Source organism: Hymenobacter perfusus (genome assembly GCF_003944765.1).
In the GTDB taxonomy this organism is placed as follows: Bacteria; Bacteroidota; Bacteroidia; order Cytophagales; family Hymenobacteraceae; genus Hymenobacter; species Hymenobacter perfusus.
Genome location: NZ_RWIU01000003.1, coordinates 574114 through 586473 on the forward strand (window position 1 = coordinate 574114; position 12360 = coordinate 586473).

Consider the following 12360-nt stretch of genomic DNA (forward strand, 5'->3'; position numbering starts at 1 on the left):
GTTGCCGCTCACCACTGGCGCGCTACAGCGGAAACTGCCGGCGCAGCTGCTGGTAGCCGGGGTGGTCATCGAGGCTGGTGAGGCTCTCGAACATGCTGATGAAGGTGCGCACCAGCTCGGGGTCGGTGGTTTGCAGGGCTCGGGCCTCGGCCACTTTATCGAGGTTGTACTGGCCCAGAAACACCACCAGCGCCCGGAATGGCTCCTTAGCCTCGGCATCGAAGCGCAACAGCAGCTGTAACGGCAGCACCGGCACCAACTGGTGCACGCCCAGGCCGGCGGCCCGCTGCTCGGGGTGCTCCGAGAGCGTCTGGAAGGCGTCGTCGAGCTGGCGCAGGGTGGCTTGGTGCTGAGCCCGGTGCTCCTCCCAGTACTCGGGGGAAATGGTATCGGCATCGGGGTGAAACTGCTGCCACACGCCCTGCACAAAGTGGTGCAGGCGGCCGTGCTGGTCGGCGGTGGGGGGGAGGGTTTCGGGGGCTTCGTCGGCGGCCAGGGTGGCCAGGTAGAACTCGCGCGAATCCCGGGCACGGTCCAGCAGCAAGTCGTGAATCCGGTCGGTGAGGGCGCGCATTTCGCGCTGGTTAAGCTCGGGGCGGTGGTGGCGGGCGTAAAAGGTGCCAATGGCGGCCGAGTCGGTGAGCAGGGCCAAGTACTCGCTGCCGGCAGCCTGCTCCAGAAACTCGGCCATGCGCTGCATAATCGGCTGAAACCCCTTGTACAGCTCCCTCGTGGCGTCGCTGATGGTGACTACGGCGCTCTGAATTTGTTCTTCCACCACGTTGGAGCGCTCCACCAGCTGGCGGGTTTCCTGGGCCAGCTGCCGGGTTTCGCTCGTGAGCTGGTGCATCTGCTGCATGGCCTGATCGGAGTTGCGGGAGGCTTCATCGGCCGCCTTCCAGCTCTGAAATGCCACGAACAGCCCCAGAAACGAGGCCACGCTGCCCACAATGGAGTAGTGGCCGTTCAGCGCGTCGTAGGCCGTGAGGCCCAGCACGGCCAGGGCCAGAAACAGCACCAGGTAAAACAGGGAGTTTTTGTTGGGGTCGAATAGAAAAGAGGCACGCATGGCGCAAAGATGCAGATTGCCGCCGGTTGTGGGGCGCGGAGCGAAGCCAGGGCCGCTACCCGCAAAAGCTATGCAGCAGAAGCGGGCTTCTTTGCCGACCTTTGCGGCTTCACTTTTGCCACCGTTCCCGCATTTCTATGGCCGATAACCGCCGCTCCGCCCCGTTTTACATGACCGCCACCACCCAGTTCGGGCTGGAAGAAGTACTGGCTGAGGAGCTGCGTCAGCTCGGGGCCACTATCGAAAAGGTGGGGCAGCGTGCCATTGAGTTTACCGGCAATACGCAACTGCTCTACGAAGCCTGCCTGTGGTGCCGCACCGCTATGCGCATCCTCAAACCCTTCGCCAGCTTCTACGCCGCCGACGAGAAAGCCCTGTACCGGGAAGTCGGCCGCGTTGACTGGAGCAAGTACATCCGCCAGGACCAGACGTTTGCCATCACGGCCGTGGTCAACAAATCCACCTTCGACCACTCCCTGTTCGTGGCCCAGCTCACCAAGGATGCCATTGTGGACCAGTTCCGCAACCGCACCGGCGAGCGGCCCAGCGTGGACGTGAAGAACCCCGATATCCGGCTGCATCTGCACATGATTGAGAATGAGGTGGTGCTCAGCCTTGATGCCTCCGGCGAATCCCTACACAAGCGCGGCTACCGCCAGCAAACCAACGTGGCCCCGCTCAACGAAGCCCTGGCCGCCGGCCTGCTGCTGCTCGCGGGCTGGGACGGCAAGAAGACGCTCATCGACCCCATGTGCGGCTCGGGCACGCTGCTCACCGAGGCGGCCCTCATTGCCCAGCGCATCGCTCCTGGCCTCTACCATCAGGGCAAGTTCGGGTTTGAGAACTGGGCCGACTTCGACGCCGCCCTCTGGGAATCGGTGCAGCTGGATGCCCGCCAGATGCGCCTGGAAGAGCCCCAGGCCTACTTGGCCGGCTCCGATCTGTCCAGGGAGTTCATCGAGCTGGCCCGCGAGAACGTGGCCGCCGCCGACCTGGAAGACTTCATCCGGCTGGGCGTGCGCGACGTGAAGGAAGCCAAAGCCCCCGCCAAGGAAGCGCCCGGTATCGTCATCATGAATCCGCCCTACGGGGAGCGAATCGGTGATGAACTGGAAATGGATGCCCTCTACAAAACCATTGGCGACACGCTGAAATCGGGTTTCCAGGGCTACGACGCCTACATCTTCACCGGCAACCTGGAGGCCGCCAAGCGCATCGGCCTGAAAGCCAGCCGCCGCACGCCCCTCTACAACGGCCCCATCGACTGCCGCCTGCTGAAATACGAGCTGTACCAGGGCACCCGGAAAGTGAGCAAGCCGGAGTAGTCGGCAGTATAGCAGAGTACAAGTAGAACGTCATTCCGAGCTTGTCGAGGAATCTCGCGTGCTGATGGTGGCTTCCCATCGAACGACTACCGCTCCGTAGCCCAGGGTTTAAACCCTGGGCTAGTGAAGCAACGTCAGCACGCGAGATTCCTCGGCAAGCTCGGAATGACGTTCTTTATCTATAGCTGCCTGCCCCGTATCTTCCGCTCCCCAATTCCCACTGTTATGAAAAAAACGCTCTATACGCTGTTGCTGGCGGCTTCTCTGCTGCCGCTGGGTGCCGCGGCCCAGTCCATCACCCGCCTGAACCCCACCAACTGGTGGGTGGGCATGAAGCACAACACCGTGCAGGTGCTGGTGTACGGCCCCCAGGCCGGCACCCTGGCTTACACCGTGAACTACCCCGGCGTGAAGCTGGTGAAAACCAACACCGTCGAGAACCCCAACTACGCCTTCCTCGACCTGATCATTGCGCCCACGGCCAAGCCCGGGCAGGTGGCGCTGGTGGGCAAGAAGGGCGCGAAAACTGTAACCCAAAACTGGGAGCTGAAGGCCCGCGACAACGCGGTGAAAGCCCAGGGCGTCACGCAGGCCGACTTCATCTACCTGGCCATGCCCGACCGGTTTGCCAACGGTGACCCCTCGAACGACAAGTTTGCCGACCTGGCCGACCCCAGCTCCGACCGCGCCAATCCCTTCCTGCGCCACGGCGGCGACCTGCAGGGCGCCAGTCAGCACCTCGATTACCTCAAGGAGCTGGGCGTGACGGCCGTGTGGTTTACGCCCGTCATCGAAAACAACCAGGGCCTCACCGACGAGGGCGGGGCCAAACGCTCCGCCTACCACGGCTACGGCTTCACCGACCATTACGCCGTGGACAAGCGCCTGGGCGGCAACGCGGCCTACAAGGCCTTCGTGCAGAAAGCCCACGGCATGGGCCTTAAAGTGGTGCAGGACGCCGTGTACAACCACATCGGCAACAACCACTGGTTTATCCAAGACTTGCCCATGAAAAGCTGGCTGCACCAGTGGCCCACCTACACCAACACCAGCTACCGCCAGCAGCCCATTACCGACCCCCACGCCGCCCAGATTGACCGCAAGGTGACCCTCGACGGCTGGTTTGTACCCTTCCTGCCCGACCTCAACCAGCAGAACTCCTACGTGGCCAACTTCCTCATCCAGCACGCCCTCTGGACGGTGGAGAACTTCGGCGTCGATGCCTGGCGCATCGACACCTACATGTACAACGACCAGCCCTTCATGAACCGCTGCAACGCGGCCCTGCTGCAGGAGTACCCCAAGATTCACATTTTCGGGGAGTCGTCGGTGACCAGCATTGTGGACCAGGCCTACTACGTGCGCAACAAGATTGATTTCCCGTTCAAGTCCAATCAGCCCGGCGGCCTCGATTTCGTGCTGGAAAACGCCATGCTGGCTGGCCTGAAAGAAGTAGGTACGCCCGGTGCCACCGGCTGGGACAACGGCGCCCAGCGCGTGTACCAGGCCCTGGCGCAGGACGCCGTGTACCAGGACCCCACCAAGCTCGTCACCTTCATCGACAACCACGACCACAACCGCTTCCTCTCGGAAGTAGGCGAGGACGTGGCCAAGTTTAAGATGGGTCTGACCTGGCTGCTGACCACCCGCGGCATCCCGAGCATGTACTACGGCACGGAAATCCTGATGAAGAACTTCAAGGACCCCTCCGACGCCGAAGTGCGCCGCGACTTCCCCGGCGGCTTTCCCGGCGATGCGCAGAACAAGTTCACGGCCGCCGGCCGCACCGAGGCCGAAAACGACGCCTTCCGCTTCGTGAGCACCCTGGCCAACTACCGCCGTACCCACCCGGTGCTCAGCTCCGGCCAGCTGATGCAGTACCTGCCCGAAAACGGCCAGTACGTGTACTTCCGCTACGCCGACGCCGGCACCGTAATGGTAGCCAGCAATACCACCGACAAGCCCGCCAGTCTGCCCACGGTCCGCTTCTCCGAGCGTATGGCCGGCTTCACCAAAGCCCGCAACGTCCTCACCGGCGAAACCATTTCCGACCTCACAACCTTGCAACTGCCCGCCAAAACGGCCGTGGTGCTGGAACTGATGAAGTAGAAAAGCTGCCATTGCAAGCAGAGCATTCCGCGCATCAAGCGGCGTCAATCCGTCCTTTGCAAAGCGCACAACCCCGACCTATTCAAAAGGCCCTTGACATGCAAACGTCAAGGGCCTTTTGCGTGTAGAGACGCGACACTTCGCGTCTCTGCATTGAACGATGTCAGGTAAAACAGGTCGTTCTGACGGGAGACGCGAAGTGTCGCGTCTCTACGGTCGTTCTGGCATTAACAAGGTTTTCATAGGTCAAAGCTGGGAGCTCGGAAAAGGAAGGATTGACACCGCTTGATGCGCGGCATGTCGTGCCTCCTCGCAATGACAATTCTACCCCGCGTACTCCCGGCAGGCTTCGGCGCAGGCGCGGCAGGCGGCGGCGCACTGCTGGCAGTGGGGGTGGTTGTGCTTGGCGCACTCATTGGCGCATTTCGTGCATACCTCAATGCACTCTTTGATGAGGTGTTTGGCGTGCTCGGAGCCGCGGGCCACGAGGCGGGCGACTAAGGCACAGATGTCGGCGCAGTCCCGGTCGAGGCGGATGCAGTCGGTCATGTGGCGCACGTGCTCTTCGCCCAGGCAGGCGGTGGCGCAGTGCTCACAGGCGGCTACGCAGTGGTTGAGCGCGTCGAGCAGGGCCTGGTTCTGGGTGGCGGAGGCGGGGGAGTTGGTCATGAGGGGAGGGGGGTGAAGGAAAGGATAATACCTGGTTGTACGCAGCCGGCGGGGGCGGTGGGCGTGTACGATTCGGGCCGGCGGGGTGCACCATTTTCGCCCGGGTCGGGTTAACTTCCTGCTTTCACCCCGCCCGGTTTCGCCCTATCTTTACCCCATGTTATTCGCCGCCGAACCACTCGCTCCAACCCTCGAATCAGCCCGCAAAGTCCTCAAGCAGTACTACGGTTACGATTCCTTCCGGCCCATGCAGGAAGACATCATCAGCAACGTGCTGGCCGGGCAGGATACGGTGGTGCTCATGCCCACGGGCGGGGGTAAATCGGTGTGCTTTCAGGTGCCGGCCGTGGTGCAGGAGGGCGTGTGCGTGGTGGTGTCGCCCCTCATTGCCCTGATGAAAGACCAGGTGGAAGCCCTGAAGGCCAACGGTATTTCGGCCGCCTACATCAACAGCAGTGTGGGCCAGAGCGAGCAAAACAACATTGCCGCCGACTGCCTCAACGGCTACCTCAAGCTGCTGTACGTGAGCCCCGAGAAGCTGCTCTCGGAGGGCTTTCTCACGTTTCTCAAGCGCATGCGCATCAGCATGTTCGCCATTGATGAGGCCCACTGTATTTCCAGCTGGGGCCATGATTTTCGGCCCGAGTATACCCAGCTGCGGGTGCTGCGCGAGCAGTTTCCGCAGGTGCCCATCATTGCCCTCACCGCCACCGCCGACCGCCTCACCCAGCGCGACATCCAGACGCAGCTGCGCCTGAACGAGCCCCGGGTGTTCCTCTCGTCCTTTGACCGGCCCAACCTCAACCTGATTGTGCGCCCGGGCCAGGACCGCGTGGGCGGCATTCTGGAGTTTCTGGAGCGCCATCAGGGCGAGTCGGGCATTATCTACTGCCTCTCGCGCAAGCAGTGCGAAACCCTGGCCGGAAAGATTCAGGCCAAGGGCATCAAGGCCGGCTTCTACCACGCCGGCATGACGCCCAACCAGCGCGCCAGCGTGCAGGAAGGCTTCCTGAAAGATGATTTGCAGGTGATTGTGGCCACCATTGCCTTCGGCATGGGCATCGACAAGAGCAACGTGCGCTGGGTAATTCACTACAACCTGCCCAAGAACATCGAGGGCTACTACCAGGAAATCGGGCGGGCCGGCCGCGACGGCGCGCCGGGCACGGCCGTGCTGTTCTACAGCTTCGCCGACGTGATGAGCCTGCGCGACATGCTCTCCAAGGACGACCCCAACCTCACCCAGCTCAACCTCACCAAGCTGGAGCGCATGCAGCAGTTTGCCGAGGCCGCCGGCTGCCGCCGCAAAATCCTGCTCAACTACTTTGGCGAAACCCTGCCCCAGGACTGCGGCAACTGCGACATCTGCCGCAACCCGCCCACCACCTTCGACGGCACCGAGCTGGCCCAGAAGGCTCTTTCGGCCGTGGTGCGCGGCCGGGAGCGGCTCAGTATCAGCCTGCTCATTGATGTGCTGCGGGGCATGCGCAACCAGGCCGTGCTCAGTGGCGGCTTCGACCAGATTAAAACCTACGGCGCGGGCCGCGACCTGCCCTACCTCGACTGGTATAGCTACGTCCACCAGATGCTCAACGACGGGCTGGTCTACATTGCCTACGAGGAAGGCTATTCGCTGAAAATCACGGCCCTAGGCAAGGAAGTGCTGCAAGGTCAGCGCAACGTGCTGATGAAGAAATTCCAGCCCGCCGAGAAGGCCGAGAAGACGCCCCGGGGCCGCAAAGCCGCTGCCGCCAAACCTGCCGCTACTTCGCCCGAAGCGGCGCTGTTCGAAGCCCTGCGTACCCTGCGCAAGCGCATCGCCGACGAGCAGGGCGTGCCGCCGTACGTCATCTTCACCGACTCCACGCTCCAGGAAATGGCGGCTGAGCGGCCGGTGAGCCGGGTGGCCATGCTGGGTATTTCCGGGGTGGGCATGAAGAAGTTTGAGAACTACGGTGAGGCCTTCATCCGAGAGGTGCTGGCCCACGGCGGCAACCCTGCCGCCCTCGCTGACTTGGACGAGGACACTCTGTCCATCAACCTCGACCCCGACGACCCGGGCGCCCCCCGGGCCCCGCGTAAGAAAGAGGTGAATACCGATGCCGGCAGTACTGTGGAAGCCACTTACCAGCTGCACCGCATGGGCCTGAGCCCCGAGGCCATTGCCGAGCGTCGCAACCTAGCCCTGAGTACCGTGCATACCCACCTAAGCACCCTGTACGCCAAGGGCTTCGACCTGCGCATCGAAGATTTCCTCTCGCCCCAGGACCTAGCCACCATCCAAACGGCCCAGGCCCAACTGGGCGGGGAGCCTATGCTCCGCGACCTGTTCGACCACCTGCGTGAGCAGTACGACTACTTCCGCCTGCGCCTGGCCCTGATGTACTTCAAGCGGCTCAAAGGGGAGTAGCGCACACGGTAGCGCAAACCACGGTAGCGCGAACTTTGTAGTCCGCGTCCCCGCGCCGTTCCAAAGATTCCAACGGCGCGGAGGCGCGAACTGCAAAGTTCGCGCTACTGCCCGCCGGCACTACTTCACCATTTCACCACTCCCCGCCGTTGGCCCTGCTTCTCAAACGCTTCGTGTTGCTGCTGGCGTTTCTGGCGGTGGCCGCTTTCAGCCTGCGCATGCTGAGCATGGTGCTGCCCTACCTGGGGTTTGAGAAAGGCATCCTGTTTCTGACTACCAAGCCCGCCGCTGTGAACGACAACCCATGGTTTCGGGTGGGGTTTTATGTTCACATCACCAGTAGCTGGTGGGTGCTGGTGCTGGGGCTGCTGCAGCTGATGCCGGCGTTGTACCGCCGTTGGCCGCGCTTGCACCGGCTGCTGGGGCAGATGTACGTGGCAAGTATTTTGGCCCTGGCCGCGCCGTCGGGGCTGATTTTGGCGGCGTATGCCAACGGCGGGCTGCCGGCCAAGGTGGGCTTTACGTTGCAGTGCCTGGTGTGGTGGCTGGTAACGTGGCAGGCCTACCGGGCAGCCCGGCAGCGGCGCTGGTTGCTGCACAGTGAGTGGATGCTGCGCGCTTACGCCGTCACGCTGGCCGCTATGAGTCTGCGGCTGGAAAGCTACGGCCTCTACTACTTCTTCCAGACCAAGCCCATCGAAACCTACCTGACCGTAGTGTGGCTCTCTTGGACCGGCAACCTGCTGCTGGCGGAGCTGCTGGTGCAGGCGGGGCTGGGACGGTGGTATCTGCGGGCATTTGGGCCGCGGGTGGCGCCGGTGGTTTTGCCGCCGAAGGCGGCCGCGGGTACCGGATAAGTTGTATATTTTCCGGTAGAAGTGTTGTTCGACTTATTTATCTGTGTTCCCGATGCGCCCTGTTTATCTGGCTGCCACCTGTGCCGCCCTGCTGACGGGTTGTCAGCAAAAACCAGCCGTGCAGACAGCGGCAGCTGTTTCTTCAACCCCCACAACACCGACTAAGTCCCAACCCGCCGCCGCCACTGCCGATGAGCCTCTCACGGCTGAGGAAAGGCAGTTTCTGGCGCAGTACAACCTGACCAGCCTTCTGCAAATGCAGGAAAAGGCCAGCTACGAGCTGATGAACGGGTTCTTTGGGCCTGACCACTACCGTATTGAATTTGCTATGCTGGAGGTGACGCAGGACCCCGATAACCCCACCCATTATCTGCTACGTGGCCGAAACCGGTTTAAGCAGCGCGTTACTCCCTTCACCGGTGACCTGACTATCAACCAATTGAGGAGCCAGCCTCAGGTAGAAATTCCCAAAGGCGAATCCAACGAGTATGGGCAGCAACTCAACCGGCAGAACATGTACTGCGCTATCGGTACTTTCCGGCTGCGGGAAGCCTCGGGGCAGCTGGGCAGTGGTACGTTTGAGGGCCGCGCCGTCATCGATTTTCGGGTGGACGAGGAAGGTCAACTTTCCCTCGACAGCCGGAACGAGGAAGTCGGCGCAATGGGCGGGGAAGTGTTGCTGGAAGGCTACTGGACCAGTCCCGCTACCCGTCAGCGCAAGGCCATCACCCTGGTGCGTAACATTATGCACTACAACCAGGATATTTTCGAAGAATTCACGATAGGTGAACGGGACCCGGATTTCAACCCCAAATACGCCAAGCTGGGCTGGGACACCTACTGGCAGAACGAAGAGTGGTGGGCTGAACCTGGCCAGGTAACGACCCAAGAGCCGGAAGCCGCTCCCGATTCGGCTGCTGTTATTAGCACCTCTTTATAAGGCTATGCGTCCGGTTCTGATGCTCGCTCTGTTGGGTTGGCTGGGTAGCTGTCAGCCCCAACAGCCCACTGCAAACAGGCCGGCGGCCGCCCTGCCAGCGCCGCCTCTGCCACCGTCCCGCTACCAAGTCGCGTTGCCCGTACCACCGCCCACGCCGGCCGCCCTGCCTGATTCCGCGCTGACCCGGTTTCTGCAGCGGTACGCGGTAGCCCCGCTGTTGCAATCGGTGCGGAATAGCCAAGAAGTCACGCCCTATAACGGTTTCTTTGGCTCCGACCGCCACCGCATTGAGGTGGTACTGCTGCGCGTTCGGCCCGATGCCGCCCAGCCGCGCCGCTTGTTGGTTACGGGCAAAAGCCGGTTTAAGGGTGAGATAAAGGATTTGCAGGGCTTTATTGAGCTGACTGCTTTGCAGCGGCAACCCGCGCTCAATAAAGCCGAACAGGCCTACGAGAAGCACTTGGAATCAATGCGTATGGTAACTGTTGTTCGCTTGCCTGGCGCGGCCAAGGCGGTAGGTCACTACACGTTGACCGGCCACTTCGACTGGCAGGAAGTAGCCGGGACCGGTCGTTTCGCAGGCCGCGCTGTGCTGGACATAGCCACTACCGACCGGCAGGGGCTGTGGTCGGGGTCGTTGCGCAAAACTGCCGGCGCGCGCGGGGCTGATTTGCTGTTTGACGGGCAGTGGACCAATGGGCCGTCGGGGCCAGCCAAACCATTTATTCTGGTGGAAAACGTGACGGGTTTTGCCGAGCACGTGCTGGAAGACTTTGAGGTAGGGGAGCGGGACATCGTTATCAATCCCAAATACGCCCGGCTGGGCTGGGACAGTTACTGGGAAAACGACGAGTGGTGGGCCGAGCCAATGAAATCAACAGCCCGCGCAAACATTACCGAGTAGGACCTGGGAGAGGAGCGAAGGAGCTTTCTGAAATTTTTAGTAAAAATTTCAGCTAATTGAATTAGTATTCGCGTAAACGGGTTCGTATCTTCGTGAGCCGGTACTTGCTTGCCGTCGCAGCCCTATTCCCCGGCTCCCCTGCGTTATGATTAACACCAACCTCAAATTCTGGCGGCGCGAGCTGAGCCTCACGCAGGCCCAGATGGCCGAAAAGCTCGGTATCAAACGTTCCCTCGTGGGCGCGTACGAAGAAGGCCGCGCCGAGCCCAAGCTAACCACGCTGGTAAACATGGCCCGCCTGTTCGGTATTACCCTGGACGCGCTGGTAACCACCGATTTTACCAAGCGCAAGAATGCCAAGGCCGCCGCTCAGCTGCAGGCCCAAGCTACCCAGATGGCGGCTACCGAAACCACGACTAACCGGACTGGCAGTAACCTGCGGATTCTGGCCCTGACGGTTGACCGTGACCAGAACGAGAATATCGAGCTGGTGCCTCAGAAAGCGGCTGCCGGCTACCTTAATGGCTACGCCGACCCCGAGTACCTGGAGGAGCTGCCCAAGTTCCGGCTGCCCATGCTGGGCAATACCGGCACCTACCGCGCCTTCGAAATTGCCGGTGACTCGATGCTGCCCATTGCCAGCGGCACCGTGATTGTGGGCCGCTACGTGGACGACTGGATGAGCCTCAAGGATGGTACGCCCTGCATCGTGGTATCGGGCAAGGAGGGCATCGTGTTCAAGCGCGTGTTCAACCGCCTCAAGGATGCCGCCATGCTGGCTTTGCACTCCGATAACCCGCTCTACTCGCCTTACCAGATTGACGTGGAGGACGTGGTGGAAATCTGGGAAGCCAAAGCCTACATCAGCAGCACCTTCCCCATTGCCGACCTCTCGCTCAACCGGCTGGCCAGCATCGTGCTCGATTTGCAGCAGCAGGTAAGCACCATGAAGAAGGTATAAGCGCGCCGCAAGCGGCTGCCGCTCACTTCCAAAGCCCAACTGCCGGTCCCGGTGGTTGGGCTTTTTGGTGCCGAATAGGTAAGGGCCGAGGAGGTAAGACTTAGAGCAGATTTCAGGTTAGTGTACATGGTAGCCACAATGGTCAAACCAGTTTTTTGCGTCCTGTTCGGTTATCCAGTCGATGGCAGTTTGGATGACGCTTTCCAGCGCCTCTCGCGTGCGAGCCTGTGCGGTACGCAGCCAGGTTTTCAGCTTGCTGAAGGCCAGTTCGATGGGATTAAAATCGGGCGAATAGGGAGGCAGATACAGCAGGCGCGCCCCGCGGACTTCCACCCGTTCGGCTAGGCCGGCCACTTTGTGGGCCGGCAGGTTGTCGAGCACGACCACATCGCCGGGTCGCAACGTGGGGCCAAGTACCTGCTCTAGGTAAGCGGCAAACACGTCGCCGTTGACGGCTCCGCTTACGGTCATCGCCGCTTGCAAGCCGGTCGGGGTCAGCGCCGCCACCAGCGTCACGTTCGGCCCGCCGTGCAACGGCGTGGCTTGCGGGGCGCGGTGGCCGCCTTCGGCGCGGGCGTAACGGCGGCAGTAGGTCAGGTTCGTACTGGTTTCGTCCACGAACTTGAAACAGGTAACATCCTCGCTTTGTACGGCTTCGAGAAAGGCGGCCCGCAAGGCCCTCACGCGTTGGGTGTCGCGCTCGGCAGCGTGGACACTCTTTTTTTTCGCCGCCAATCCAGCGCCTGCACCGCCCGCCAGAGCGTGGTCTGGCTCACGGCCGGGCCGCCGATGGCGGCCAACCAGATGCAGAGTTCGGTCAGCGTGGCGTCGGGTTCTTGGCGCAAGCAGGCGCTCAATTGCGCCTGAGCCGCCGCGTTCAGCACTGGCGCCGGGCCGCTATGTGGCGGCAAAGCAGCCACCGAACCGCTCGTGCGCTGGCGCCGACGTAGCTTGCGCACAAACGAATCCGACACGCTGAATTGCGCGGCCACTTCGCCAATTGTGCGGCCGCCTTGCTGACAAGCGGCCACCACACGTTCACGCAAGTCGGTGGAGTAGGCTTTCATCAACGGAATCTACACTAAAACCTGTACACAAACCTGGAATTCGCTCTAA

At 61.8% G+C, this 12360-nt stretch carries 11 protein-coding genes; 7 read left to right on the forward strand and 4 right to left on the reverse strand.

From position 1 onward, the window contains the following. Nucleotides 1-22: 22 nt before the first annotated feature. Nucleotides 23-1069 (reverse strand): hypothetical protein, encoded by a 1047-nt coding sequence (locus tag EI293_RS12240; protein ID WP_125437996.1) that lies wholly within the window; start codon nucleotides 1067-1069, stop codon nucleotides 23-25. A gap of 137 nt (nucleotides 1070-1206) precedes the next feature. Here EI293_RS12240 and EI293_RS12245 point away from each other — a divergent pair, with 137 nt between their 5' ends. Further along, on the forward strand, nucleotides 1207-2394 hold the full coding sequence (locus tag EI293_RS12245) for a THUMP domain-containing class I SAM-dependent RNA methyltransferase (RefSeq protein WP_125437998.1): 1188 nt from the start codon (nucleotides 1207-1209) through the stop codon (nucleotides 2392-2394). A gap of 225 nt (nucleotides 2395-2619) precedes the next feature. Further along, entirely contained in the window at nucleotides 2620-4503 is a 1884-nt protein-coding gene (locus EI293_RS12250; RefSeq protein WP_125438000.1) for a glycoside hydrolase family 13 protein, read from the forward strand. A 324-nt stretch (nucleotides 4504-4827) separates the two neighbouring features. On the opposite strand, the gene EI293_RS12255 is transcribed toward EI293_RS12250, so the two are convergent. Then, on the reverse strand, nucleotides 4828-5172 hold the full coding sequence (locus EI293_RS12255; RefSeq protein ID WP_125438002.1) for a four-helix bundle copper-binding protein: 345 nt from the start codon (nucleotides 5170-5172) through the stop codon (nucleotides 4828-4830). Nucleotides 5173-5329: 157 nt separating this feature from the next. Here EI293_RS12255 and recQ point away from each other — a divergent pair, with 157 nt between their 5' ends. From recQ to EI293_RS12280, 5 genes are all read left to right on the forward strand, one after another. Beyond that, nucleotides 5330-7582 carry a DNA helicase RecQ gene (gene recQ / locus EI293_RS12260; protein ID WP_125438004.1) on the forward strand — a complete coding sequence of 751 codons (2253 nt, stop codon included), beginning with the start codon at nucleotides 5330-5332 and terminating at the stop codon, nucleotides 7580-7582. A gap of 149 nt (nucleotides 7583-7731) precedes the next feature. Beyond that, a complete protein-coding gene (locus EI293_RS12265) occupies nucleotides 7732-8439 on the forward strand; it encodes a DUF2306 domain-containing protein (RefSeq protein WP_246010626.1) in 708 nt (235 codons plus the stop codon). 52 nt (nucleotides 8440-8491) lie between these two features. Beyond that, on the forward strand, nucleotides 8492-9379 hold the full coding sequence (locus tag EI293_RS12270; RefSeq protein ID WP_125438006.1) for a hypothetical protein: 888 nt from the start codon (nucleotides 8492-8494) through the stop codon (nucleotides 9377-9379). A 133-nt stretch (nucleotides 9380-9512) separates the two neighbouring features. Further along, the gene (locus EI293_RS12275) at nucleotides 9513-10283 is read left to right on the forward strand and encodes a hypothetical protein (RefSeq protein WP_170170358.1); all 771 of its coding nucleotides are present in this window, start codon (nucleotides 9513-9515) and stop codon (nucleotides 10281-10283) included. Nucleotides 10284-10428: 145 nt separating this feature from the next. Further along, nucleotides 10429-11244, forward strand: a complete 816-nt coding sequence (locus EI293_RS12280; RefSeq protein ID WP_125438010.1) for a helix-turn-helix domain-containing protein — start codon at nucleotides 10429-10431, stop codon at nucleotides 11242-11244. Nucleotides 11245-11361: 117 nt separating this feature from the next. On the opposite strand, the gene EI293_RS12285 is transcribed toward EI293_RS12280, so the two are convergent. Next, on the reverse strand, nucleotides 11362-11928 hold the full coding sequence (locus EI293_RS12285) for an IS630 family transposase (protein WP_246010602.1): 567 nt from the start codon (nucleotides 11926-11928) through the stop codon (nucleotides 11362-11364). Then, nucleotides 11925-12311 (reverse strand): helix-turn-helix domain-containing protein, encoded by a 387-nt coding sequence (locus tag EI293_RS12290; protein WP_125438012.1) that lies wholly within the window; start codon nucleotides 12309-12311, stop codon nucleotides 11925-11927. The genes EI293_RS12285 and EI293_RS12290 overlap by 4 nt, the downstream gene beginning before the upstream one ends. Nucleotides 12312-12360 lie beyond the last annotated feature (49 nt).

What these genes read in the sequence shown, in the direction of transcription:
- EI293_RS12270 (WP_125438006.1), top strand. Translation starts at nt 8,492, where the DNA reads ATGCGCCCTGTTTATCTGGCTGCCACCTGTGCCGCCCTGCTGACGGGT.
- EI293_RS12240 (WP_125437996.1), bottom strand. Translation starts at nt 1,069, where the DNA reads ATGCGTGCCTCTTTTCTATTCGACCCCAACAAAAACTCCCTGTTTTAC.
- EI293_RS12290 (WP_125438012.1), bottom strand. Translation starts at nt 12,311, where the DNA reads ATGAAAGCCTACTCCACCGACTTGCGTGAACGTGTGGTGGCCGCTTGT.
- EI293_RS12255 (WP_125438002.1), bottom strand. Translation starts at nt 5,172, where the DNA reads ATGACCAACTCCCCCGCCTCCGCCACCCAGAACCAGGCCCTGCTCGAC.
- EI293_RS12245 (WP_125437998.1), top strand. Translation starts at nt 1,207, where the DNA reads ATGGCCGATAACCGCCGCTCCGCCCCGTTTTACATGACCGCCACCACC.
- EI293_RS12280 (WP_125438010.1), top strand. Translation starts at nt 10,429, where the DNA reads ATGATTAACACCAACCTCAAATTCTGGCGGCGCGAGCTGAGCCTCACG.
- EI293_RS12250 (WP_125438000.1), top strand. Translation starts at nt 2,620, where the DNA reads ATGAAAAAAACGCTCTATACGCTGTTGCTGGCGGCTTCTCTGCTGCCG.
- recQ (WP_125438004.1), top strand. Translation starts at nt 5,330, where the DNA reads ATGTTATTCGCCGCCGAACCACTCGCTCCAACCCTCGAATCAGCCCGC.